The sequence below is a fragment of the Streptomyces sp. NPDC005494 genome (assembly GCF_042872025.1).
Classification (GTDB): domain Bacteria; phylum Actinomycetota; class Actinomycetes; order Streptomycetales; family Streptomycetaceae; genus Streptomyces.
On sequence record NZ_JBIAJR010000004.1, the window covers coordinates 176,511 to 202,431 of the forward strand.

Below are 25,921 nucleotides of genomic sequence, written 5' to 3' on the forward strand. Positions count from 1 at the left end.
GTGTTCCGCTCAGCGGACCGCGGCGCGGGAAAAACGAATCTCCGGCAGGTCTTCCTGCCGCCGCTGTCTGCTGCGCCCCGCTGCCGCGGCCGCCACACCGGCAAACGCCGCGCGGCACAGCCCGCATGACCTGGAAAGAACGCCTGGTCTCCTCGGGAGCCCTCTGGGACTTTCCTGGGACTTTCGGCCGCATCAAGGGGCACAAGCGTGAAACAACCGAAAGGCCATTTGCCCAGGTCAGAGGCTGATGGTCGAGCGTTCCTGCAGGTCAGCTGAGCGACTGCTCTCTTCCGGGACATCTGATGTACGGGTGCCGCCCACGCCCCATCTGACCTGCTGCTCAGCGAGTCAGGAGGGATCGCGGGCGGCACCTCTGGGACTTCTACGATCGATTCGCTCGAGTTCCCACTCCGGCGTTCACGGTTGCTGAGCGGCGCTCCGCCCGCCTCGTCCCACGCTCCCCCGCACGACGGGTCCGGGCCCGCCGGAAGTTCCGACGGGCCCGGACACGGTGCACGGTTCTGCCTACTCCCGTTCGAGGAGGAAGCGCAGAAGCCCCTTCAGTGTCACCGCGATGTCCTCGCGGTCGATGCCGGCTCCTTCGAGGTGCAGGAGAACGCACGCCTCGCCGGCCCGGTCCGGGAACGCCTCCACGAACGCCGCGACACACGCGTCGAGCGTCTGTGACACGTGGCTCGCGATCTGGTCGTCACCGGGGTCGGGGGCTGCGGCCCTCGCAGCCATCGGTGCGGTCGCCAGAATCACCTCCGGTGCGCCGTCGCCCCGTTGGTTGAGCAGGACCTGGACGCTCCCGATCCTCGGAACGCCCCCGTAACGCTCATGTGCCAGGGGTGAGTTGAGGACTGCGGCGTCGCAGCCCGCGCCGGTCTCGGGAACCGAGCCGGTACGGAACGCGGTTCCCGGCACGTGTCCCAGGGCCCTGCGGCATTCCTGGACCATCGCGTCGGACGACGCCGCCACCACGAATCTCATCGTCCTCACCCGCAGCTCATGGTCGGCATGATCTGCGGCCTGCTCAGCTTGGGGAGCACATCGTCCTGCAGCGCCACTCCACCGTCGACGACGTCCGCCGTGTAGGCCATGCGCGCCGATTCTGGCAGATCCGACAGTTTCACCTTGGTCCGGATCATCGTGTAGGTGCCTTCCTTGGGGTACGCGGCGTGTGCCCGTCGCGAGTACTCCGCCGCTCCCTTCTCCGTGAAGGAGAAGTACTTGATCCCCTGGGTGCTCTTGAACGTACGGGTCTTGTGGATGTTGTCACGCTCACGGCCCGTGACGCCTCGCCAGAGGTGGATCTCCCCCTCGCCGAGCTCTCCGCCCGAGTTGTGCACCAGGAGCGGCGTCAGTCCGGCTACCACGTAGTAGGTGTGGATACCCGCGATGGTCAGGTCGTAGGTCCGCTGGCGCTTGTCGAAGTGACGCACGCCTTCGAGGGCGACCGTGTCGCCGTCCGGCGTCCGCAGGGTCATGCCGGCACGCAGGCTCCCGGCCTCGACCCAGTCCCCTTCCGACACCGACCAGAACGGATGCGTGGTCGTGGACACGAGGGACTCCGAAACACCGGAGCCGCCCGTGACGGTCAGGTCGACGAAGTGCTTGTCGTCCTCGGTCGTGATCGTGGCCACCACGTCCCGGACCGTCGTCTCACTGCTCTCGGGATCGGTGACGACGACCTCGTCCCCGAGTTCGATCCCTTCGATCGGCTGCATGGTGCCGTCGGCGAGCAGCACCTTCGTACCCGGCAGGAAACTGTGGTTACCCGGCCGGATCGGACAGGAACCGCCTTCGCCCTTCTTGAGGGCGTTGGCCGCCTTCTTCTTGGCCGCGGCCAGGGCGTCCGTCGCCTTGGCCAGTCCGTCCTTGGCCTTGCTGACGGCCTTGCTGGCGTTCCAGTAGTCCTTGGCCCCGCCGACGAGGTCGCCCACGAGATTGACCACGCGTTTGGCGAGTCTGGCCCCCTTGGCCCAGTTCCACGGAGCGCCGTACTTGGCGAGTATCTTGCCCGCCAGGCCGCCGGCGAAGCTTCCCGCGATGTTGAGCAGCGTCTCGCCGCAGGCGCCCATGTCGCCGCTGGAGACGCAGTCGAGTGCCGCGTCCACACCCAGAATGTCCCTGGCGATCTTGACCAGGGCCTTGGCCGCGGACTTGATGCGCTGCTTGGCCGCGGACTGCTGCCCCTGGGCCCCCGAGAGCGCGCTGGAAGCCTGGTCGACCGCCTTCTCCTCGTTGAACGTGGAGCCCGGCTTGCTGACGGGAAGGCCGCCCTGGCACTCGATCAGGCCCTGCAGGCACTCAGGGATGGCCATGCCGCTCGGGTCGGCGTGGGTGACGGGGGTGTTGTTGGCGTAGGCGTAGCCGTTGATCTGCTGGGGCTGCGTGTAGTCGATGACCGGGTCGACGGAGATGAACTTCCCGATGACCGCGTCGTATTCGCGTGCCCCCAGGTGCGTCAGCCCGGTGGACGAGTCGATCGTCCCGCCGACGTAGCCCTTCTCGCCCGGCCACGTGCCCGTCGCCTTGCCGCGGTCGACGCCGAAGGGATCGAAGCGGCGCTGGGATACCGCACCGGTGGTGGCGTCGATCGCGAGCTCGCCGGTGCCGTGGTGGTCGCCCGCCACGAACGACAAGGTGCCGTCGTTCGTCCGGACCGCGACCGTTTGGTCGGCATGCGAGTAGTAGCGGGTGGCCTCCTTTTTGGTGCCGTCCGCGGACAGCTTCAGCTCGACGCCGGGCAGGTACACCGTCGTGCCCGACGGGTCCTTGCGCTGGATCCGGTTGCCGTCGGAGTCGTACAGATAGGTGGTCTCGGCTCCGCTCGCCTCCGTGGCCCTGGCCAGGTTGCCGGTGTCGTTCCATTCGAGGACCTGGGCGTCGCCACCGATGGTGCGCTTGGTGGTGTTGCCCGTGTCGTCGTACTCGTACGACGACTGGCGGTCGCCGGTGGGCGTCTTCTCGACGACCTTGGTGACCTGGTGAGGACCGTCACCGAGGGTTCCTGCTCCCCCGTAGGTGTAGGTGCGGGTGACGTCGCGGGTCTCGTCGAGACCCGTGTCGTGCGAGGTGTCGGACGTCCTGTTGCCGATGGCATCGGTGACGTACGACTTCCAGTAGGGAGCGGGTCCGCCCAGCGGGGATGCTCCGGGGGCCGCCTGGCAGGCCTTCGGACCGGTGCCCTCCAGCGGTGCCGGCGAGCCGAGCGTGCCGCTGCCTGCGGCGTCCGCGGCGCTCGACGCAGGGCTCCACGCCTCGGCCAGGCGCTGCCGGCTGTCGTACGCGAAGCACTGGACGTCGGGTGAAGCGGCGTTCGCCGTGTCAGCGATGGACAGGACGTTGCCCGCCTGGTCGTAGGAGTAGGTGGACTCCTTCGCCGGAGCGGACGCACCGTAGACGTCGACCACGGAGCGGGTCAGCCGGTCCGTGCCGGTCTCGTAGTCGAAGGTCTGCCAGACCTTCTTCCCGGTGCCGGCCGACAGCTCCAGCTGCTGGACGTGGCTCTCCTTGGAGTAGACGGTCCGTGTGACGTACGGCGTCGAGCCCGTGAGTGTCGTGGGTCGCTGGAGATCGTCGTACCCGTTGACCAACACCTCTGCCGGAAGGTCACCCGTGGCCGGGATCCCGGTCGACTGGAGGGTGCCGTCGCGGTTGTACTCCGCCGTGAAGGTGTATGTGCCCGCGAGCGAGCCCTGGGAGGCGGGCACCACGTAGTTCGTCTTCGTCGGCCGGTAGAAGTCGTCCATCGTCTGGATGACGGTGCCGAACGACTCGGTCGGCGAGAGGTAGCTGATGTTGGCCCATGCCTGGCCCAGCAGCCCTGCCTTGTCGTAGCGGACCTCGGAGAGCCGGGTTCCGGTGGTGGCCTCCCCCTGCCACGTGGAGAGGGTACGGCCGAGCTTGTCGTAGAGCGTCGAGATCTTCTTGTTCCGGCTGTCCGTGGTGGACGCCGGACGGTCGAGGGTGTCGTACGCCGTGGTCGATGTCCCCGTGTCGGGGTCCACTGCCTTCGTCTGGCGGCCCAGCTGGTCGTACTCGTACCGCCACACGTTGCCCTTGGCGTCCGTGACCGTTTCGAGCTGATTCTTCGGCGTGTAGGTGTACTTGGTCACGTCGTAGCCGGCCAGCGGGTTCGGGGCGTCGCTCCGGTAGTGCCAGATCTCCTTCGTGTTGCCCGCGAAGTCGGTGACCGTCGTGGTGGGTACGCCGCCCTCGGGCGGATCGATCGTCGTGCGCTCACCGTCGTAGGTATGGGTGGTGCGCCACTGCTCGACGCCGGAGACCGCCATGACCTGGGCGGTCGGGCGGCCGAGGCCGTCGTACTCCAGCAGGCTCTGCTGGCCGACTTCGCCGTTGTGGACGATCAGCAGTTCGTCCGACGCGGCGCCGGCGGCATTGTACGTGGCGTTGGTCTTCTTGACCTTGCCGGTGCCGTCGTAGAAGGAGTCGGCGACCATGCGCGTGCCGCCGGGACCCTCCGTCTGCAGCTGCCGCGGTCGCAGCAGGCCGTCGTAGAGCTGGTACTCCGCGCCGTAGGAGCCGTCGTTCTCGATCTTCTCCGTCTTGATCGCGACGACCTTGTCACGACGGACGTTGTAGGAGTACTTGATGGACGGGGTCTGGGTCTTCGCGCGGTCCGGGAACCAGACCGAGGTGAGACGGCCCAGACCGTCGTAGGCCAGGTCGGTCCGCTTGCCGTTCGGGTCCGTCTGGCCGGCCGACATGCCCCAGGCCGGGGCGTAGTCGGTGGTCGTGACGTGGTTCAGCGCGTTGGTGCTCTTGGTCTGCGAGATGAGACCGTTGACGTCCGTGTACGCGGTCTTCGTCTCCGCCTGACTCGCGTCCTTCTGGGACGTGGGGCGACCGAAGGCGTCGTAGGCCGTCGTGCCGGTGACCTGGTAGGTGCCCGTGGTCCCGTTGTGCGAAGTCAGGCGCTCGGTCGTCGTGGCGTCACCCTTGGTCGGTGCCGCGCCGAAGGCCTTGTAGTCGTAGGACGTGCGTTCGTCCGCGTGGACCTGGGTCCTTCGGTCCGGCGTCACCGAGCACTTGACGCCTACGACCTCACTGCGCGAGGGCAGGGTGAGGAGGTTGGCGGCCGTGTTGTCGGCGTACCAGGTGCGGGCGCAGGTGTCGTCGGCGGCCGTGGAGACGTCGCCCTGGTCCTCGACCTCCAGGACGCGGCCCGTTCCGTTCGCCGTGTCGTACTTGATCGTGCTTCTCGTCGCCCGCCAGGTGCCGTCGGAGAGCAGGTTGTAGCCGCGCTCCGTGTCGGAGCGGACGAGCACCGAGTGCGAGGTGCCCCAGTCACGGGTCTGGGTGGCCGTGTTGAATTTCCACGGCTCGCTGATGACCTTGGAGACCAGCTTGGTCCCGTCGTAGGTGTGCGCTTCGAGCTGGTGCCCGGTGAACTCCTCGGACGAGGTGTACTCGACGCCCGTGGAGTCCTTGACCTTCACCGAACGGGTGCCGCCGGCGGGATCCTTGTCACCGTCCATGCCCTGCAGGAAGGTGTAGTCGATCCGCGAGGTCTGCTTGTCGGCGCTGCCGCTGGTGACCTTGACCTTGCCGTAGCCCTGCCAGCCGCCCCACGTGAGGTACTTGTCCTCCGTGATGCCGTCCGGCTTCGCCTTACGCCAGGCAGCGTCGCCCTGGTAGTCGTAGCGGGTGACGAGACTGTCGCCGCCGCCCGTGCGGTCGGTCTCGACGATCTCGGCGACGACGTACTTGTGGAACCAGTCCGTGATCGGTTCGACGGTGCCGGGCGGGGCCCACTTCACCGGGTAGCAGCGCTTGGTCGACTCGCCCGGCTTGGGCAGGGACGCCTTGGTGCAGTCGGTCGCCGCGTAGTTGACGTCCAGCTGGGCACCTGTCTCGCTCAGGACTGCGGCGAGGCGGAAGCGGTGGAACGGCGCGATGTTGTCGCCGACGGCGTCGACGCGGTTGACGAGCTGCTCGCCGTAGAGTTCGAGCGTCGGCAGCTTCGCAGCCGTGCCGACGCGGCCCTCGTGGTCGATCTTCGACAGCCAGAGGGTCTTGGAGTCGTCACCGTTGTCGGTGAACAGGTGGGTGAAGGTCCACGCGTCCACGTCCTGGTACTCGGTGGCGCTCTTGCGCATCTGGGTGGTGATGCCGGTCAGGCGCTTCGTGGTCCAGAAGGTCTGGCCCACGGTGCACTTGGTGGCCGCCTTGCACTCCTGGTCGACCGGGGTGTCCGGCCAGTGCGCGGCGTTCGCCTTGGTCCGCTTGGATTCCGCGCAGTCGAAGTCGGCGGTGGGCAGGCAGCGTTCGGCCACGTCGAAGACAACGCGGGCGGGTGCCTTCGCCGCGTAGACCTGGCCGTCACGCTGGCCGTAGTCGACCCTCTTCAGGTAGCCGCCGCGGTGGTAGGCGGTGCCGTTGACGTCCGTCTTGCCGTTGAGGGCGTAGTAGTTCGTCTCGGGAGCGTAGAAGTAGGACATCACGTTGCCGTGGGTGTCCTTGACGTGGTCCAGGCTCCAGCGCCAGGCCTGCTTGCAGTGGGCGCTGGTGAACGTGGCGTTGTAGCAGGGCTCGCCGGAGTCGTCGCCGAAGACGGGCACGGTCCAGGTGGAGTCCGTGGTCTCCTTGCCGTCGGTCCAGCCCGGGAGGCGGTTCAGTCCGAACCAGTACTCCGTGCCGTCGGCGGTGGTGACCTTCCAGTGCTCGCCGTCGTTGTCGCCGTTCGTCGCCCCGGTCAGCTTCTCGACCTTGGTGCCGTCGTCGGAGGAGAACTTCCAGGCGCCGGTCTTGTCGTCCTTGATGAGCTCGGACGAGCTGCCGTTGAGCATGATCGTGGCGTTGTCGAAGGCCCAGCACTGCTCGCCGGAAGTCGAGTGACCGTCGTCGGAACAGGGCTTGTAACGGCGTTCGATGTACCCGGGGTCGTAGGAGAAGCCCTCACCCGCCCAGGAGCCCTGGTTGTTGGTGGCCGAGGTGCGGCCGTCCGCGGACTGCGAGGAGTAGCCGAGCCCGATGCTTGGCGACTGCCCGCCGGGCGTGGGCACCGTGCGCAGCGGATAGTTCCAGCTGAATCCGCCGGACGAGGTGGCGACGCTCCAACTGGCGGACGGGGCCAGGGCGGTCGCCTTGTAGCTGCCCTGTGAGGAGGACGGGCCGGCGGCCAGGGCCACCAGCGGCGCCGTGCTCGGGGCCGCCTTCGCCAGGGTGCCCGAGGCGGGTGCCGCAGCGGCCTGTACCTCCGCCGAGACGGTCCGGTCCTCGGCGCTGTTCACCGTGGCCAGCGGCTTGGGCTGCTCTGGGCAGGCCGCGCTGCCGGGGGTCGCCACGGCGGCACACGCGGGGAGCTGGACGAGACGCAGACGGGCCCCGTAGTCACCACCGTAGGCGTCGGCGAACGCCGAGTAGTCCACGGACAGACGGACCTTCGCGCTCTTCTGCGCCGCGTCCGTGCGCCCGATGCGCAGGAGCGCCCCGGCGCCCAGGGCAGTGGCACGCTTCGCGGGCAGCACCTCGACCGAGACCTCCGCGGGGCCGGCCGGCGACACGGGACGCTTCGCGGCCCCGGATGCCTTGGGCATGACCGCTGCGACCGTGACGGGCAGGCCGCCGACGGTCTTCTCGACGAGCGACGTGGTGGCCACGGCGACCTCGGCACTGCCGCCCGTCGGCCAGACGGCCTCGTCCAGCCGTTTTACCGCGGCCTTCTTCGCGGGATCGGCCGGACGCTTCTTCGCCTGCGCGATCGTGCCCTCGACGGGGTCGCCGAAGTCCTGGACACCGGGACGTCCGCGCCCCTCCTGCCCCGGCACCGATGGCACAGCCTGGACCGCGCCTCCGGTCAGTGCGAGGGTGACGCCCAGGATGGTCGCCATGAGCAACCTCCCGGGCATGCGCCGGTTCAGCAACCGGCTTCTGAATGCCATCACGTGTCTCCGCACGTAGTGAGGGATGGGACTGAAACGGGCGGGTGTGCCGGTTCTGTCCGGAACCGGCACACCCGCCCGCCTGGATCACATGTTCGGGAGCGGTGTCCCGTTGGCCATCTGCCGGATCGCTGTCATGTCCGCTGCCCCGGTGTAGACGCGCACCTCGTCGATGGCGCCCGCGAAGTACTCGCTGCCGCCGCCGAGGGCCGAACGGCCCACTTGCAGAGCGCCGGTGGCGCCCCAGAGGGTGTCGTCGGTGCCGTGCGCGATGTCGGCGAGCTGTCCGGCGACGTACAGCCGGATCTCGTTGGCGAACGCGTCGTACACCACGGCGAGATGCTGGCCGGCCATGTCGACGTCCGGGAGCGTCTGGTCGTCGGTGAAGGTCTTCACCGGTGCTGTCGCCGAGTCGGACTCGGCGACGGCCAGCTCCCATGTCGAGGACGATTCCGCGTCGGCGGCGGGCCGGTAGCGGACCGCGAGCCGGTTGGCTGTCTGGCCCGGCAGCGACAGCACGGTCTGCGGCTCGGTCGCGTCCAGGGAGGTGAGTTGTACGCGGGCCGTCACCGTGAAGCTGGCTGTGCCGGTGACGGGTGCGGTGGCCGTGGACGCGTAGTCCCCGTCACCGTCGAGGACCAGGTGCCCCGCGCCGACCATCGGGAACGGGCCCTCGAAGTACGGGTCGTCCGTGGGCGCGTTGTAGATGGACGCGTTGCCCGCGAGGGTCAGCTTCTGGCCCGCGCCCGTGTCCGCGGAGGCTCCCGCTGCGGCCGAGTCGAGCTGCCAGTAGTTCATACGGGTCGGCTTGACCGTCATCATCTCCGCCACCTGGGCGGCGGGCAGGACGCGGTCGAACACGCGGACCTCGGCGAGGTCACCGGAGAAGTTGTCCCGGTAGCCGCTCTTGGCCGTGGTCCGGCCGATCTGCAGCGGCCCGTACGACTTCCACACCGAACGGCGGGATACGGTGCCCTTGGAGTCCTTGTTGATGTAGAGGCGCAGTTCGGACTTGGCCGCGTCGTAGACGCCGGTCAGCAGCACCCACTGGTCAGGGACGACGCTGACGCCGGTGGCGACGGCCTTCCACTGGCCGAGGGTGTCGACGTCGGTCACCGGGACGGAGAACGCCCAGGTTCCCGCCACCTGGTCGTAGCCGAGGGTGAATCCGGGCTCGCCCGTGCCGTCCTGGCTGACGACCGCCATGTCACGCGTGGGAGTGCCGTTCGGGCGGACCCAGGCGCTGACGCTGAAGCTCTTCGAGGAGTCCAGCACCGTTTCGTTGACGTCCGCGTACGCGGCGCCCGTGCCGTCGAAGCGGGCGGCCGAGTCGGCCTTGCCGCCGGGGCCTTCCACACCGAAGGTGACACCGGTGCCCGTGTTCGCGGAGAACGCCCCCGTCTCGTCGTGGGCCTCGGTGCTCGACGGCTCGTCGGCGAGGTTCCACTGGGCGGCGACGGGGGTGCCCTCGGTCACCAGGAACTCGTAGTGCGCCTTGGTACTGGGGTTCTCGGCCTTGTCGACGGCGATGACGTCGACCCAGTGGCGTCCGGAGCGGGTGGGCATCCAGCTCACGGTGGCGGGCCCACCGGGTGTGGCGGCGTTGACCGTGGTGGCGGGGGTGGCGGTGCCATCGAACGCGTACCGGTACTTCACGACGTCGGTGTCGGGCACCGAGTCGTTCGGGTTCGGGGCGAAGGTGAAGGAGCCGTAGGTGCCGACGCCGTCGTGGTACACGGTGTCGGACGGGTACTGCTTGGACAGCACGTTCGGCTTGCCGGGCAGCGTCTTGTCGTACATGAACTCGCAGCGCACGGTGTCCCCGTCGTAGCTCCAGGGGCCGTATCCGTCACCGTCGTAGGCGCGCGCGCTCCAGTAGATGACGGTGTTCTGCGGGATGGACGACTTCACCGTGTGGGTGAACTTGGTTCCGGACGTGGGCGCGAGCCAGGACGGGGTGAGGTAGGAGTATGTCTTCGCCTCCTTGGTGACCGGGTCCGTCCAGTCCACCTTGAACTCGACCTTGACCTTGTCGGTCACGCCGTTTCCGTGGTCGGGGTCGCTGGCCACGGCCTGCAGCTGCGGCGGCACCTCGGAGTACGGACGGCCGGCACCGCTGGTGCAGATGCCGCCCGGGTTCTGAGAGAGCGTCGTGATCTTCCGCGGCAGGTTGTTGTAGCTGATCGACAGGTAGGCGTTGCCGCAGACCCGCTTCCATTCGGGCAGCCGGGACTCGTCGGCGGCCCGCAGCCCCAGCGTCATGGACGACCAGCCCTCGGCCGCCGCAGTCTTGACCTCGGTGGTCAGCTCACCGGTCGCGCCCGCCTCGAAGTGCAGGTTGGCCTGGCTGGAACAGCTCGTCGGCGAGATGGCCTTGTCGACGGTGCCGATGTGGTCCGTCCAGTCGTCCGAGGTGTTGGACCAGCTGGACGAGGAGGTGATGCTGTAGTTCTTGCCGCCGATGCGGTAGAGCCGGATCGGTTCGGCGGTCGGCGAGGCGCTGTAGATGTGCTCGACGCGTGCGGAGAACGTCGCGCCGAGGATCTGCTTGCCCTTGTAGAACGACATGGGCATCGTGAAGAGCGTCCGGCGCACCCCCACTCCGTTGCAGGAGACCGGGCTGTAGTCGGTGGGGCACTTGCCCACACCGGCGCTGCCGGAGTACTTCCAGTCCTGCTCGCCCGGCTTTCCGGACATCACGCCGGTCCACGCGCTGCGCGAGGTGGTGCGCTGGATCGGGTCGATGACGACCGGGAAGACGGTGTCGTCGCCCTGGAGCAGCTTCTGGTCGGGGACGAGGGACAGCTTGCCCTTGCCCACCTCGACGCCCAGCGGCGAGGTCCGGCCACCGCCGCCGGGGCCGGTGAGGGCCGCCTTCGGCGCGACCGCCGGGGCGGGTGCGGCATCGGCGGCCGCGGCGGCGAGCGCCTTCGACACGGCCTTGGGGCCCTGGGCCTTGGCCGCGGCTTCCTTGACCGCGGCCGAGTCCCACATCACGGGCTTGCCGGCCTCGAAGACGGTTCCGCCGACGGCCGCGTCCTCGGCCCTGATGGCGCCGGAGGCGTCCTCCTCGACCTTGAGGCCGTCGGTCTTCAGACCCAGGTCGAGCCGGGCCAGCCTCGGGTCGGCCGCGGCCTCGGGGGTCTTGACCACCAGGAGGTGGCCGAAGCCGTCCGCCTCGGCGCGCACCGTGAGGTCGACGCCGGGGAGGGCGTCCTTGTACGTGGCCGTGTCCCCGTCGAGCGCGGGTGCGGGAAGCTTCCCGTACGGCCAGGTCAGGGCCATCTCGCGGCCCGCCTGGTTCATGGTGACGAACGGCTTGCCGGCGGTGCCGTCCGAGAAGGACAGCGCGACCGCCGCGGCCTTCGGCGAGACCGAGCCGTCGGCGTGCCGTACGAGGGTCCGGTCGATGTCGACCCACGTACCTTCCTGGAAGGTACGGACGGGGTCGGTGTACTCGCGGGCCGTGAACGTGCCGTTCGGCTCGGCGTAGATCTCCCGGCGCGAGGTGCGCATGCCGAGGATCTCGACCTTCTGGCCGCTCTTCTTGGCGACGGTCAGTGCCTCGGCCTCGCTCTGTACCGGCTTGCCCGCCGCGGCGATCGACGGCTCGGAGGCCTCGTCGGGAGCGGGACCCTCCGACTGGGCGCTGAGGATCCCGGTCATCACAGCGCCCGCCACCACTGCGGCGAGCGCGCCACGCAGCACCGGGCCGCGTCGTATGCGTCTGGACATGCGTCTGTTCTCCAGGTCGTTCGTCAACGGGTCACGGCTCCGAACGCGACATCGCCCGTGGGGACGCCGTCCCAACCGGGCTTGAAGGTGCGGGTGGGCGTGCCGCCGGACGCCACGTTCCAGCTGAAGGAGTGGACGGCGTGTTCCGCGGCGGGCCCGTAGGGCATGCCCACGTACAGGGCGGACGGGGTGGCGCCCAGGCTCATTCCGGCGAGCTGGCGGGGCGCGGGTTCTCCCGGGATGCCCCAGCCCGGGTCGATCCAGGCGTCGGAGGCGCCGGCCGCGCCGACGAGCGGGAAGATCTGCACTCCGCCCTTCTCCATGTGTTCCTCTGAGGACTCCTCGCCCGGCACGCCGACCGCGAGCCGGACGGTGGTGGCCGAAGCGGTGCTGTTGGGGGCGGTGTTGACCGCGGCGAGCCGCTGTCCGAAGAAGTCCCCGGCCTCGGTCTGCTCCTCGGCGTCCGCGGTGTTCTGGTCGAGCCAGTAGACCTGTGTGAAGGTTCCGGAGGCCGTGATGCGGAAGACCTGGACGGCTCCCGCGTCGACCGTCGTGGACAGGTCCTCGCCCGGGATGCCGACGGCGAGCAGGACCTCGGTCGTCGAGGTGGCGCCCGAAGGCCGGTACGGGACCATGGCGAGCGCGGTACCGAAGGCGTCGCCCGCCTCCTCAGCTCCCTGGATACCGTCAATGTCCTGGGACAGCCCCACCAACGGCTTGGGGAGGCCGGACACGAGGGTGTGGCTGAAGACCGCGACACCGCCGGCGAACGGTACGTCGCCTATCGCCTCGCCCGGCCCGGCCACGGCGAAGTGGGTCGGGGTGGTCGCGAACGACGAGCCGAAGCGGTCGTCGACCTCCATCGTCCCCGGCACCGCTCCGGCGGTGGTCGTGTCCTGGTTGATGCCGACGGCGGTCGCCGCGTCGGCGGAGAGGTAGAAGAAGACGCCGGCGTCCTCGACCGTCCCCAGGGCTTCGCCGGGGGCGCCGATCATCAGGTACGAGGTTCCCGCCGCGGTCTTTCCGCCGGCCAGGGCGTAACCGACCCAGTCGCCCGTCTCCCTCCCACCGCCGAGCGAGGAGGTCGCACCCTGGGAGTGCTCCTTGACAGCTTTCCCGCCGGCGGGTCCGGCCGCCGAACCGTAGACGATCTGGACCAGACCCGCGTCGCGAACCGTGAGGTCGTCCGCGGCGAGGTCCTCGTACGGGATGCCGACGGCGATGTCGCTGCACCCGTCGGCGTCCGCGTCGTAGACGGCGAAGGAGAAGCCGAATTGGTCGTCCGGCTCGGCGCCCCCCGGAACGTTCGGCGTCTCCTGGGACAGTTGCGTGCTGCCCTTGTCGCCGCCGTAGACGATGTGGATCAGACCGGCCCCCGGGACGTTGTTGACCGTCCCTTCGGGGTCGGCGATCACGGTGTCCCTGACGCCGTCCCCGTTGAAGTCGGAGTCCACGCCCGAGCATCCGGCGGCCAGGGCGGTGGCGGGCGCCGTGAAGGGCGCCCCCGGGCCGAAACCCAGGGCAAATGCGGTCAGGATCACGGCACTTGCGGCAAGCGCTGTTCTTCCTCTGGCCGTGCGCCGCGGTGGGCGCATCGGACTGGTCACAGAAATGGTTCCTCCCCTGATCGTTCCGGCTCGCCGTCGGCCGGAGGTCCCCGAAACGGCTTCGGGCATGGTGGTGACAGCCGTCTCGCGACGGAGTCGTACGGCGCTCATGGGTGTGGAAGGCGTGGCGGCCCCGGACAGCGCGGGAACACGCGACGGCAGAAGGCCGGGCGGGCGGCACCCGGCCGTACGGCATTCACCGCCGCACCGGTTCCGAGGGTCACTGCCGCGCGGGGTGCACACCGGCATGTGCCGTGCACCCCGCCCGCGCCGGGTATCAGCTCAGCCGGACACCGAAGGCGACGGCGTCGGCCGGGATACCGCCTTCACCGGGGCGCCAGGTCTGCGTGGGTGCGCCGCCGTTCGGGGTGTTCCAGGGGAACGCGTGGACGGCCTTGTTCCCTGCGGGGCCGTAGGGGACGCCGACGTACAGCGACGTCGGGCTCGAACCGAGGCCCATGCCGGTGAGCATGCGGGGCGCGCGGAGGGCGGGAACGCCGTCGCCGGGTGAGATCCAGCTGTCACCGGCTCCGGGCTCGCCGAGCAGCGGGAGGATGTGGACGCCGCCCTCCTCCGGGTACTCCTCGGTGAGCTCCTCGCCGGGCGCCGCCACGGCGAGCCGCATCGTCGCCGCGGTGCCTGTGGCGGTCGGGGCGGTGTTGGCCGCGGTGAGGCGCTGCCCGAAGAAGTCGCCCGCCTCGGCCGAGCCTTCGACGTCGGGCTGGTTCTGGTCGATCCACTTGAGGGGCTGGAGGGTTCCGTCCGCCTTGATGTGGTACGTGTGGACGGCTCCGGCGTCGACCGTGGCGGCCAGATCCTCACCGGGAACGCCGACCGCGAGAAGCGAGTCGTTGTTCGCGGTCGCCCCGGCGGGACGGTAGGGGGCCATCCCCAGGGAGAGGCCGTACTGGTCTCCGGTCTGCGCGGTGGTGTCACCGGTGCCGCTGCGGCCCTGGCCCATGCCGAAGAGCGGGGCCGGGATGCCGTCCGTGTTGATCGAGGGCCGGAACGCGATGACAGCCCCGGCGAACTCGACGTTCTGGGACGTGGTGGCGATGGATTCGCCGGGGGCGCCGACGACGAAGTGGCGGTCCGTCGCGGCGATCGACGCGCCGAAGCGGTCGTTGGGCTCGGGATCCTCCCAGACGCCCGCCGAGTCCTGCGCGACGTGGGCCACGTCGTACCCGGTGCCGTAGACATGGTGGAACATCCCCATGTCCTTGCCTTCGGCACCGTCCTCGCCGGGCGCTCCGATGACGAGGAAGGGGATGCCGCTGGCCGATGTGCCTGCGGCGACGGCGTATCCGACCCAGTCCTCCGCCTCGTAGCCGCCACCCAGTTTGCCGTCGGCTCCCTGCCGGAAACCGATGGTGCCGAGTCCTCCGGACGCGATGCCGGTGGGCGAGCCGTAGATGAGGTGGACGAGCCCCGCGTCCTTGACGGGGCCTTCCGCCACGTTGATGTCCTCGAACGGGATGCCCACCGCGATGTCGCTGCAGCCGTCGAGATTGGCGTCGTACACGGCGTAGGAGAAGCCGAAACGGTCGTCGGTCTCGGCGCCGTCCGAGACGTTCGGGGAGTCCTGCGACAACAGGAACGTTCCCTTGCCTCCCCCGTAGACGATGTGGATCTGGCCTGCACGTTCCTTGCCCGAGACCGTGGCCTCGGGGTCGGCGACGACGGTGTCGCGGATCCCGTCCCCGTTGAAGTCGTGCTGCACTCCGGCGCAGCCCGCGGCGGCGACCGCCTGCGGAACCGGCAGCGCTCCCGGACCGAGCAGCGTGAAGGCTGCCACCAGTGTCATACCGGCCACGACGCGGCCGCCCCGTCTGCCCGCGCGAACCATCATCAAGCCCCCCGCCCCCTGCCACGACGCTCATCGAACGTCCGCAGCCTCCCCGACTGTCACCTCCGGCCGGCCTGCTGCGCTGCACGCCACGACAAGGTCCCGCACGTCACAAAGTCCATAGGACTGGTACGGCAGTTCACATGTTTGACCGAGGTTCACGGGACTCTGCCACGCGTCACAGGGAATGCACAAGAACACATGTCCGACATCAACTCATCGGTAACAATCACGACTCCGTCACAGCTGATTCACCCGAGGGTCATGGCTTCGCCACAGCGACGCCACCACCTGGATCGGCACGACACAGTGCGGCCGAACCCACTCAGGGCTTGGCCGCACAGGCGGATCAGCAGAACGCTTATCGCGGGCAGGCCGCCCCGCACAGAGGCCCGGTGCGGGGTGACCTCAGTGGCGGGCGTCAACTGCGGCGCGGTGGAGGTCCGCCCGGCCCCGGCCGTCGGCCGCGTACCCGGCGGGATCCGCAGCTGCGAGCCTCCTACGTATGAGCACGCGTCGGGAGGAGGCGGGTGGGCCTCGCCAGGAAGCCGCTCAGGGAGCGCACCGCGGCGCGTGACCGGAGGGACTCGGCTCGGCCTCTGCCCGCTTCACGGCATCGTCCGGGCCCGAGGTCGCCGCCACCGTCACGGGCAACCCCGCTTCGGCGCCTCGGGGTCCTCGGGTCCTTCGGGCTCTTCGGAGTCTCCGGGGCCTCCGGGGTCTTGGGGGTCCTCGGGCTCCTCGGGGTCTTCGGGGTCTGCGGGGTCTTCGGGCAGTGAGGGGCGGTTATGGCAGGACGATGTCGCGGCCGTCCCCGCCGTCGAGGGCGTCCTTCCCGGCTCCACCCCAGACGAAGTCGTCGCCGCCTTCCCCGTGCACCATGTCGTCGCCGGAGCCGCCGAGCAGGACGTCCCGGCCGTCCCCGCCCATGACGTGGTCGTCGCCGGAACCGGCGTACACGGTGTCGTCACCGCCGTAGCCCTCGATCATGTCGTCGCCTCGGCCGCCCCACATCCGCTGGTTCTCGCCGTCGCCCATCAGGTGGTCCATGCCGTCCCCGCCGTGCAGGGTGGCGGGCCCCATGACCATGTCGTCCCCCGCGTCACCCAGCACCGTGCGGGCGGTGTGGGCGTGCAGTTCGTCGTCGCCCGCGCCCCCGCTGACCGTGTTCATTCCGGGCGTGAAGGCGGCGATCGTGTCGTCGCCGTCGCCGAGGAGGACGTCGATCCTGTCGGGCCGTGCGCTGTCGGCGGGCAGTTCGCAGACGACGGCGGTGGTGTCCTCGGCGCTGGAGTACGCGCAGTGCTCGCCCGGTTCCAGCGGTACCACGTCCCTGAAGCCGATCCGGCGAATCCCGTCGCTGGTGTACATCGGGTAGATGCTGAGGTCGTTGGTCTGCCCCGCGGCGGCGGCGAAGACGATCGACTGGGTCTCCCAGTCGCCCCCGACGCGCGCCTTCGCCTCGGAGGCGGAGACGGAGACGGCTGCGGAAGCGGAAGCGGAAGCGGAAGCCGCTGCGGAGGCGGGGCCGACGGCGAGGCCGGCTGATAACAGGGTCACGGTGACGGTGCTGACGACGGCTCGGTTCCGGTTCATGAGACCTCATCCCGGGGGAGTGACGGTGGACCGATCTGCCCGCGGCCGCTCGGACCTGTTCGGCGTGGTGCTGCCGGGTACGGAGTGGACCGGGGGATGAAGGCAGTCTCCTCGGTCGGTCCGGATCCGCAAGAGCGCAAACCGACGCGGTGTCATGGCAAGCCGGTCCCTCTCCCGACATGACGGCGAGGGCCCGCCTTCCGAGGCTCACGGCACATCCCACGGCCCCGCCCCTTTACGAGCAACTTGGTTTGTTTCATTGACAGTTCACGTGAAAGTCGTACCGTTGGGAGCGCTCCCATCACAGCCTTGCCACTGGAAGGAGTCCCCCCACATGCACAACAAGATTCCGTTGACCGGGCGTTCGAGGTCTTACCTCCGTCGGCCCCTCCAGGCATTCGTCATGCTGTTCGCCGTCGTCGCCGGCGCGCTGGCCTGGTCGACCCCCGCCCAGGCCCATGGCACCATCGTCGGCCCCGCCACCCGCGCGTACCAGTGCTGGTCGACGTGGGGCAGCAACCACATGGACCCGGCCATGCAGACGCAGGACCCCATGTGCTGGCAGGCCTGGCAGGCCAACTCCGACACCATGTGGAATTGGATGAGCGCTCTGCGCGACGGCCTCGGCGGCCAGTTCCAGGCGAAGACCCCCGACGGGACGCTCTGCAGCAACAACCTGTCCCGCAACGCCAGCCTGGACAAGCCGGGGGCGTGGAAGACCACCACGATCGGCAACAACTTCTCGGTGCACCTGTACGACCAGGCGTCCCACGGTGCCGACTACTTCAAGGTCTACGTGAGCAAGCAGGGCTTCGATCCCAAGACCCAGACCCTGGGCTGGGGCAACCTTGACTTCATCACGCAGACCGGCAGCTACGCGCCGACGCAGAACATCACGTTCCCCGTCCAGACCTCCGGCTACACCGGACACCACATCGTGTTCGTGATCTGGCAGGCCTCGCACCTCGACCAGGCCTACATGTGGTGCAGCGACGTGAACTTCGGCTGAGCCCAGGAGCGCCGTACAGGGCACCGGTCCCGGCCGGCGCCCCCGACGCACCGTCCGTCCGGCCGAGCCCCGCACGGGTCCTCCGCGACGTCTGAAAGCTCCGGGAGAAGGTCATGCGGGTCCCCTCCTGACGTGTACGCACGTCAGGAGGGGACCCGGCTGCACCTGCGGGACTTCTCAGGCAGTGCCCTGAGCCGGGCCGACCGACCGACCCGGACGCTCCTCGTGCGCGGCATCGGTGATCGAGCCCTCCACCGGAGGGGTCTCAGTGGGCCGGCGAAGTGGTTCGGCCGTGCTGCTCACCGCGTTCCACCGCCCCCGTCCTGCGTACGGCAGGGCGGGGGCCGCCTCGCGTTCGCGTGCCGCCTGATCCGGGTGCCGGCGCTGCCAGTAGGGGTTGTCGTGCGTCAGCTTGCTGGACACCCGGCCGTACATCCCGAACGTGGCGATGAGCAACCCCATGACGAAACTGAAGATCACGTTGGTCATGCCGAAGTCGAGGACGTTGGCAGGACGGTCCAGGACGAAGATGTGCGCGAAGCCGCTCAGCACGAAGAGCGATCCGACCGTCATGTTGAGGACGGAGGCGAAGTTGCCGCCGATGACCGCGCCGGCGAGCAGCGCGATACCGACGACGGTGGAGACGGCGCTGAGGCCGACGTTGGTGGTCATGCCGGCGATGGTGTCGCCGGCCGTGTCGAACGGGCTCAGTGCGTCGGCGAAGCCGAGTCCCGCGAAGACCAGCAGGACGACGCCGCAGAAGCCTGCGCCGTAGCGGTAGACGGTGGCCAGATGGTGATCGACGGGCAGTTCGTCCTTGAGTTCCATGATGCCGTTTCGGCTCGCGTGCCCGCTTTGGATGCGTGCGGGGCATTTTCGATCCCGGCAGTCCGGTACCGGAGCGGGCCGGCCCCTCGGGAGCGGCTGACATGCCCCCTGACCGTGAGCCGTCTAGCGTGGGCCGGGCAGGTGCCACCGCGGAAAGGAATTCACCATGCCGGTCGACCGCAAGCCCCTGCACGGTCGCGTCGCCGTCGTGACCGGGGCCGCGCGCGGCCTCGGGGCGGCGATCGCGGAGGTACTGGTCGAGCGGGGTGCGCGGGTGGCGCTGCTGGGCCGGGAGGAGCGCACACTTGCCCGGGTCAGGGACTCGCTGCCGGCGGGGACTTCCGCGTGCTGGGAGGTGGATGTCACCGACGACCGCGGCATGCACCGGGTCAGGTCCGAGATCCGTGCCCGGCTCGGGCCTCCCTCGGTGGTCGTCGCCAACGCGGGAGTGGCGGAGGGTGGTCCGTTCATGGAGTCGGATCCGGCCGTCTGGCGCCGCGTCGTGGAGGTGAACCTCGTCGGCAGCGCGATCACCGCGCGCACGTTCCTGCCCGACCTGGTCGACACGCACGGTTACCTCCTGCAGGTGGCGTCACTCGCGTCGATCGGTGCGGCACCGATGATGAGCGCCTACTGCGCGTCGAAGGCGGGAGTGGAGTCCTTCGCCCACGCGCTGCGGGCCGAGGTCGCTCACCGCCGGGTGGGCGTGGGGATCGCCTACATCAACTGGACGGACACCGACATGGTGCGCGACGCCGACGAGCACGCGGTGCTGAGGGAGCTGCGCCGGCACATGCCGGCTCCGGCGCGCAAGGTGTTCCCGGTCACCTACGTTGCGGCGCGGCTGGTCGCCGCCGTCGAGCGTCGCCGTGCGTCCGTGTACGTCCCCCGTTGGCTGCGCTCGGCCCAGCTCGTGCGGGCCGCGATGCCGCCTGTCGTCACCTGGATGTCGCGACGTGAGCTGCCACGGCTCGCGGAGGCGGAGCCCTTCTCGGCGACAGGACTTCTCGGCGTCGGCGGCCGGGCCGGCCAGGCGGCGCACCACGATGGTCCGCCGGCGTGAGTGTTCGACCGCGCCGGCCGCTCAGCCGCCGGATCGGCGTGAGCAGCACATCGGCCACCGGCGCCGGCCAGGAAGTGCCCGTACGACCACGACACGCTCGGTCGTCCGGAACCGATCGTCAACCCTGCCGACGGGCTCGCGCGCTTCAGCCCGCCCGTGGCCGCGACTGAGGAGAGACCTCTCGTGCACTGGCTCTTCGGCGACCAGCTCGGCCCCCACTTCCTCACCCCGGACGAGGACCGGCCGGGGCGCGACACCCCTCTGCTCATGATCGAGGCCCGCTCCGTGTTCCGACGGCGCCGGTTCCACCGGGCCAAGGCCCATCTCGTGCTGTCCGCGATGCGACACCGCGCGGCCGAACTCGGCGACCGCGTCACCTACGTACGTGCCGACACCTACCGCGACGGCCTCGACCGGGCGGCACACGGGCGCCCGATCAGTGTCCACCACCCCACCTCGCACGCGGCGCTCCGCCTGGTGCGGGCCCTCCCGCGCGTGACGGTGGGCCCTGCACGGGGGTTCCTCGTACCCATGGCGGACTTCGCCGGGTGGGCGGACGGCCACGGCGGAAAGCGCCTGCGGCAGGAGGACTTCTACCACTGGGTCCGTCTCAGGCACGACCTGCTCATGGACGGCGGTCGACCGGCGGGAGACCGGTGGAACACGGATCACGACAACCGGGAGCCGCCGCCCCGCGACACCGCCTCCCTCGGGATCGGCCCTCCGTACCGGCCGCGGGAGGACGGCATCGACGAAGAGGTCCGCCACGACCTCGACCGCTGGGAACGCGACGGGGACGTCTCCTTCGTCGGACGGGACGGGCCCCGTCTGTTCCCCGCGACCCGGGCGGAGGCGCGACGAGCCCTGCGGCGCTTCGTCGGGCACCGGCTCGCCACGTTCGGACCGTACGAGGACGCGATGCTGGCCTCCGACCCGGTCATGAGCCACAGCCTGCTCTCCTCCTCGCTCAACCTCGGTCTGCTCGATCCCGCCGAATGTGTCGAGCAGGCGGAGCGGGCGTGGCGTGCGGGGCGGGCGCCACTGAACAGCGTGGAAGGCTTCGTGCGGCAGATCGCCGGCTGGCGCGAGTACGTCTGGCAGCTGTACTGGTACTTCGGCGAGAACTACCGGCGCTCCAACGAGCTCCGGCACACCGCGCCGCTGCCCGGCTGGTGGAACGACCTGGACGCGGACGCCGTCCGGGCCAACTGCCTGCGCACGGTCCTGGCCCAGGTGCGCGACACGGGATGGACCCACCACATCCCCCGGCTGATGATCCTCGGCAGCCACGCTCTTCAGCGGGGCTGGGACCCGGCCGCCGTCACGGACTGGTTCCACCGCTGCTTCGTGGACGGCTACGACTGGGTCATGCTGCCCAACGTCGTCGGCATGTCCCAGTACGCCGACGGCGGACGCATGACGACCAAGCCCTACACCTCGGGCGGCGCCTACATCAACCGCATGAGCGACCTGTGCGGTCCCTGCGCCTATCGGCCGGGCGACCGGACCGGGGAGCACGCGTGCCCGTACACCGCGGGCTACTGGACCTTTCTCGACCGGCACCGGAAGCGGCTGGCCGGCAACCGTCGCACCGCCCAGCCGGTGCGGCAGCTCGACCGGCTCACCGATCTCGCGAAGGTCCGCGAACAGGAACAGGCGCGGGGCGACACACCGCCGTAATGGCGCTCCGGCGGGCCGTCGAGGTGACGTCCGTCCGGCCCCGGCGCACAAACGGGGCAGGAATCAGCGCATCCGTCCCGCCTCAGGTGCCCGGTGGTGTCCGTCGCCCACAGGACTACGACGACGCCGACGACTCCAGAGCGGCGACCGCCTCGGCGAGCCCTGACGGACGCGCGAGACCGGCGACTGCCTGCCCCGCCCAGCCAGGGCCCAGGGTCAGGACGACCGGCCTGCGACGGGCTCCGCGCACGCCCCACTCCATCGCGGCCACGTGCTGGGCCAGCGGCCGGCTGGCGGTGGTGCGGGACTGCGCCCACAGGCCCACCGCGGCCGGCCCGGTCCTGCGCACCGCCGCGACGAGCGACTCGACGGGCAGGGCACCGCCGAACATCCGCACCGGAACCCCGCGCTCCGTCAGTGCCGCGGACAGCACCTCCAACGGCAGCGTGTGATTCTCCCCCGGCACACAGGCGAGCACCGCGGTGGCGCCGGGGCGGTCCGCGACCGTGCGGGGCGTGGCCCGCCGCAGCGCGCCGGAGACGTGCCAGGACAGGAAGTGCTCGACCTCGACGTACATCTCCCCCGACGTCTCCCACTTACGTCCGACCGCCTGGAGCGTCGGCACGATCACCTCGGTCCAGGCGGCGACCAGTCCGTGTTGGTCGATCGCGGCGAGCAGTAGTTCGTCCAGGGCGGCGGCGTCGAGACGCAGGGCCGCACGGGCGATCCCTCTGCACTCCTGACGTACGTCGCCGAGCCGCAGACCGTTCCCCGCCCGGCTTCGGCGGGCCAGAGCCCCTCCCGGCCCGGCAGCAGGCCGAGACGGAGCCGCCGCCGGTGGCTCCTCGGTGCGCGCGAGGCGGGCCGCCTCGGCCGGCGGCAGCCCGGTCGCCGTCAACGCGCACATCCGCTCCAGCTTCGCCACGTCGGCCGCCGTCCAGCGCCGGTGCCGGCCACCCGTGTGCGCGTCCGGCCCGAGCCCGTACCGGCGGTCCCATGTGCGGACCGTCGTGGGAGCCACCCCCAGACGTCGGGCCACCTCGCCGGTGGTCAGGCCGCCGGCGTCACCGGCTCGGTTCGCACCGCTCTCCCGCTGCACGCCCATATCCCCACTTTACGACGCATGAACGACGCATGTTGCCTGCGTCGTTTGTGCGTCCAAGACTGAACGTGCGCGCAGGGTGGCGACACGAGCCGGACCGGCGGACCCACCGTTCGGCGGACGGCCCTCCACCCCGCAGGACGCCTGGCAGGAGGAACGGCCATGAATGCGCACCCGCCACCGGCCACCACCCTCGTCCCGCCCGTGAGGGGAACGCGGTACGAGGAGGAACTGGCCCGCGGCTTCGTCGGGGCCGACGAGGAAGCGTTCGCAGCCGTCTACCGACGCTACGGCTCGCTGGTTCACACCATGGCCACCCGGTCCCTGGGCGACACACATGAGGCCGAGGACGTCACCCAGCAGGTGTTCATCGGTGCCTGGCGCGGACGGCACCGCTTCCGGCCCGAGCGGGGCGCGCTGGGCGCCTGGCTGGTCGGCATCACCCGCCGCAAGATCGTCGACGCGCTCGCGGCCAGGGGGCGGCGGCTGGCCGTGGTCGAGTCGGCGGCTCAGGACGCCGCCCCCGACCGGCCCGTCCGGCATGCACCGGAGGAGGTACTCGACCGCGTGCTGCTCGTCGAGGCCATGTCCCGCTTGCCGCGCGCTCAGCGCGAGGTGCTGCGCATGGCGTTCTACGAGGACCTGACGCAGGCCCAGATCTCGGAACGCACCGGAGTGCCGCTGGGCACGGTGAAGAGCCACACCCGCCGCGGCCTGCATCGGTTGCGTACGTGCGTCGACCAGGACGACGCACGCGGCACCGGCGTGTGACCGCGTCGAAGAAACGCCGCTTCGGCGCATCCAGGTCGCCGCGTCCGCGCGAAACACCTATGAGACACCGCAGCAGGCGGTAACTCCCCACGAAGAGATGATTCCCATGACTTCCCGGACCACCATCGCCGTCGCCGCCTCCGCCGGGGCCTGCGCCCTGGCCCTCGGCATGACCGCACCCGCCCTGGCGGCCCCCGCCCAGGCGCAGGACAAAGCCATGGTGTCCGTCTTCCACGGCATCCCCGGAATGACGGTCGACGTCTACGCCAACGGCGACGAGCTGCTCAGTGACTTCGAGCCCGGCACGGTGACCGGCCCGCAGTCCCTCGACGCGGGTACCTACGACATCCAGATCTTCGAAGCGGGCCAGGGCCCCGACGGCGCACCGGCACTGGAGAAGGAGGTGAAGGTACCCGAAGGCGGCAACGCCACGGTCGCCGCCCATCTCTCCGCCGACGGCAAGCCCCAGCTGACGGCGTTCACCGACGACGTCTCGAAGGTGGACGCCGGCAAGGCCCGGCTGACCGTTCGCCACGTCGCGGCCGCGCCCGCCGTGGACGTACGCGCCGGCGGTCAGCCTGTCTTCACCGACCTGACGAACCCCGACGGGGACACCGCGGCCGTCGACGCGGGCACCGTGAAGGCCGACGTCGTCCTCGCCGGAACGGACACCGTGGCCATCGGACCGGCCGAACTGAACCTCGAGGAGGGCACGAGCAACGTCGTCTACGCCTGGGGCAGCGCCGAGGACAAGAACCTGGCCCTGGCCACCCAGACGTTCAGCGGCGTGGAAACGATGACCGGCGCGGTGAACGCCGGCGGCGGTGCCGCCGTCACGCCGAACTCCAGCGGCGAGTGGCTTGCCTGGGCCGCGGCAGCCGGAGCGATCACCCTGACGGGCGTCATGGTGGCCCGCCAGGTCGCCGGCCGACGTGGCTGACGCAGCGCGACGGCCGCGACACTGGAGGGCGCAGTGAGCCACGTGGAGGGAGCAGCATGCGCCACACCACTCCTAACCTGCACAAACGCGACGCGAGGTGAGGTGTGAAGGAGTCTCTCGGGCTCCTCTCGGGCAGTGAGGCTTTTCCGACCTCGGGTCGGAAGAGCCTCACTGCCAACTCGGTCGACGGACCCCGCCATGGCCGGCACGAAGTGGGCATACGCCTGATTCCGGTCGAGGTGGCAACCCGAAAGCCGAACCGGTAGGGACCTGGCTGAGGGGAGGAGCGCCGGCCGGGTGGTGGCCGCTCGGGCCGCCCCGGGTCAGACCGCCACGGCCAGGACGCGGTTCACCAGTGCGGTCAGCTCGGCCGGGGTCGTCACTCCGGCGAAGTCCTCCTCGTCGATCGCCACGCCGTACTCGCGCTCCAGCCTGCTCAGTGTCTCCAGCATGGCCAGGGAGTCGTACCCGAGCGAGGCGAACTCGATGTCCTCGGGGTGCCGGCCGGTCTCGACCTCGTCGCCGTCGCCGGCGCACTCGCGCATGATCTCCATGAGCCTGTCGGTGGTCAGTCGGTCCTTCATCACGGTGTCTCCTGTCGGGGTGAGGGTGCGGGAGGGCGGGTCGGATCAGCCAGGGCGCGTCACGACCAGGGCCGAGTTGAATCCCCCATGCCCCCGGGCCAGGATCAGCGCCGTGGCGAGCGGGACCCGGCGCGGAGTCGTCACGAGGTCGAGGGTGTGGTCCGGCAAGGGCCGGGAGACATGGACGGTCGGGGGAATGACCCCTGCCCGCAGGCTCATGAGTGCCGTCGCCACGTCGACGGCCGGGCCGCCCGCACTCAGTCGGCCGGTCATCGTCTTGGGCGCGGTCACCGGGACGCCTCCGGAGCCGAAGAGGCACCGCAGTGCGTCGGCCTCGGCGGCGTCCTCCTTAGGGGTGCCCGCCGCATCCGCGAAGACGACGTCGACCTCCCCCGGGGTGAGTTCCGCGTCGTCGAGGGCGGCCCGCGCGGCGCGTGCGAGGTTCGTGGGGCGGCCCGAGCCGGGCGGGGGGTCGAAGGTGGCCGCGTAGCCCGCGATCCGGCCGTACCGGTGGCGCGCGCCGCGGGCCCGCGCGGCCTCCTCGCTCTCCAGGACGAGCAGGGCGCCGCCCTCTCCGGGCACGTACCCGGCGGCGTCGGTGTCGAAGGGCCGGTAGGCGCGGGCGGGGTCGGACTCCCTGCTCATCCGGGAGCTGCTCAGCCGGGCGACCCAGCCCCAGGGGCAGGGGGAGCCGTCGACAGCTCCGGCGAGCACCATCGGCTGTCCGCCGCGGAGTTGACGGCGAGCCTGTCCGAGGGCGTCGAGCCCGCCGGCCTGTTCGGTGACCATCGCTCCGGCGGGGCCGCGGAGCCCGTGCCGGATGGAGATCTGGCCGGTGTTGACGGCGTAGAACCAGGCGAAGGACTGGTAGGCGCTGACGTACTCGGGCCCCCGGTCCCACAGGTTCTGCAGCTCCCGGTGGCCGAACTCGAAACCGCCCGCGGACGCCGCGGTGACGACACCCACCCCGTACTCCGGCATCAGGCCGGGTTCGACCCCGGCGTCGGCGAGCGCCCAGTCGGAGGCGACGAGGGCCATCCGCGTCATGTGGTCGGTCTGGGGCAGGAGCCGGCTGGGCAGGTGCTCCTCGGCGACGAAGTCCGCGATCTCGCCCGCGAGGCGGCTGGGGTAGGGACCGGCGTCGAAGCGGGTGACGGGGCCGATGGCCGAGGCGCCGCGCAGGGTGTTCTCCCAGTGGGCGGCGTGGCCGAGGCCGGTGGGGGCGAGCACCCCCATCCCGGTGACGA

15 protein-coding genes are annotated in these 25,921 nt (G+C 70.3%); 5 read left to right on the forward strand and 10 right to left on the reverse strand.

What is annotated here, in order from left to right; translation table 11 throughout:
• Positions 1-525: 525 nt before the first annotated feature.
• From ACFYQ6_RS14605 to ACFYQ6_RS14630, 6 genes are all read right to left on the reverse strand, one after another.
• Positions 526-1,002, reverse strand: a complete 477-nt coding sequence (locus ACFYQ6_RS14605) for a hypothetical protein (RefSeq protein WP_388763153.1) — start codon at positions 1,000-1,002, stop codon at positions 526-528.
• Positions 999-7,862, reverse strand: coding sequence for a polymorphic toxin-type HINT domain-containing protein (locus ACFYQ6_RS14610; RefSeq protein WP_388763155.1), 6,864 nt, complete (start codon positions 7,860-7,862; stop codon positions 999-1,001). Before ACFYQ6_RS14610 ends, ACFYQ6_RS14605 begins: the two co-directional genes overlap by 4 nt.
• 138 nt (positions 7,863-8,000) lie before the next feature.
• Entirely contained in the window at positions 8,001-11,648 is a 3,648-nt protein-coding gene (locus tag ACFYQ6_RS14615) for a LamG domain-containing protein (RefSeq protein WP_388763157.1), read from the reverse strand.
• A gap of 23 nt (positions 11,649-11,671) precedes the next feature.
• Positions 11,672-13,189 (reverse strand): VCBS repeat-containing protein, encoded by a 1,518-nt coding sequence (locus ACFYQ6_RS14620; protein ID WP_361576416.1) that lies wholly within the window; start codon positions 13,187-13,189, stop codon positions 11,672-11,674.
• Between the two features lie 343 nt (positions 13,190-13,532).
• A complete protein-coding gene (locus ACFYQ6_RS14625) occupies positions 13,533-15,059 on the reverse strand; it encodes an FG-GAP repeat domain-containing protein (protein ID WP_388763159.1) in 1,527 nt (508 codons plus the stop codon).
• 828 nt (positions 15,060-15,887) lie between these two features.
• A complete protein-coding gene (locus ACFYQ6_RS14630) occupies positions 15,888-16,697 on the reverse strand; it encodes a calcium-binding protein (protein WP_388763161.1) in 810 nt (269 codons plus the stop codon).
• A gap of 403 nt (positions 16,698-17,100) precedes the next feature.
• Between ACFYQ6_RS14630 and ACFYQ6_RS14635 the strand changes: the two genes are divergently transcribed.
• Positions 17,101-17,706 (forward strand): lytic polysaccharide monooxygenase, encoded by a 606-nt coding sequence (locus ACFYQ6_RS14635; protein ID WP_361576493.1) that lies wholly within the window; start codon positions 17,101-17,103, stop codon positions 17,704-17,706.
• 177 nt (positions 17,707-17,883) lie between these two features.
• On the opposite strand, the gene ACFYQ6_RS14640 is transcribed toward ACFYQ6_RS14635, so the two are convergent.
• The gene (locus ACFYQ6_RS14640; RefSeq protein WP_361576407.1) at positions 17,884-18,534 is read right to left on the reverse strand and encodes a DUF4383 domain-containing protein; all 651 of its coding nucleotides are present in this window, start codon (positions 18,532-18,534) and stop codon (positions 17,884-17,886) included.
• A gap of 166 nt (positions 18,535-18,700) precedes the next feature.
• On the opposite strand from ACFYQ6_RS14640, the gene ACFYQ6_RS14645 reads away from it, so the two are divergent.
• A complete protein-coding gene (locus ACFYQ6_RS14645; protein ID WP_388763163.1) occupies positions 18,701-19,597 on the forward strand; it encodes an SDR family oxidoreductase in 897 nt (298 codons plus the stop codon).
• Positions 19,598-19,780: 183 nt separating this feature from the next.
• The gene (locus ACFYQ6_RS14650) at positions 19,781-21,277 is read left to right on the forward strand and encodes a cryptochrome/photolyase family protein (protein WP_388763165.1); all 1,497 of its coding nucleotides are present in this window, start codon (positions 19,781-19,783) and stop codon (positions 21,275-21,277) included.
• A gap of 115 nt (positions 21,278-21,392) precedes the next feature.
• Here the strand turns inward: ACFYQ6_RS14650 and ACFYQ6_RS14655 are convergent, their stop codons facing one another.
• The gene (locus ACFYQ6_RS14655) at positions 21,393-22,382 is read right to left on the reverse strand and encodes a MerR family transcriptional regulator (protein WP_361576398.1); all 990 of its coding nucleotides are present in this window, start codon (positions 22,380-22,382) and stop codon (positions 21,393-21,395) included.
• Between the two features lie 159 nt (positions 22,383-22,541).
• Between ACFYQ6_RS14655 and ACFYQ6_RS14660 the strand changes: the two genes are divergently transcribed.
• Together ACFYQ6_RS14660 and ACFYQ6_RS14665 are read left to right on the forward strand one after the other, a co-directional pair.
• Positions 22,542-23,150, forward strand: a complete 609-nt coding sequence (locus ACFYQ6_RS14660; protein WP_361576395.1) for a sigma-70 family RNA polymerase sigma factor — start codon at positions 22,542-22,544, stop codon at positions 23,148-23,150.
• Between the two features lie 106 nt (positions 23,151-23,256).
• The gene (locus ACFYQ6_RS14665; protein ID WP_361576392.1) at positions 23,257-24,090 is read left to right on the forward strand and encodes a DUF4397 domain-containing protein; all 834 of its coding nucleotides are present in this window, start codon (positions 23,257-23,259) and stop codon (positions 24,088-24,090) included.
• Between the two features lie 323 nt (positions 24,091-24,413).
• On the opposite strand, the gene ACFYQ6_RS14670 is transcribed toward ACFYQ6_RS14665, so the two are convergent.
• Together ACFYQ6_RS14670 and ACFYQ6_RS14675 are read right to left on the reverse strand one after the other, a co-directional pair.
• A complete protein-coding gene (locus tag ACFYQ6_RS14670) occupies positions 24,414-24,674 on the reverse strand; it encodes an acyl carrier protein (RefSeq protein ID WP_361576389.1) in 261 nt (86 codons plus the stop codon).
• A 45-nt stretch (positions 24,675-24,719) separates the two neighbouring features.
• Entirely contained in the window at positions 24,720-25,910 is a 1,191-nt protein-coding gene (locus ACFYQ6_RS14675; RefSeq protein WP_361576490.1) for a ketosynthase chain-length factor, read from the reverse strand.
• Positions 25,911-25,921 lie beyond the last annotated feature (11 nt).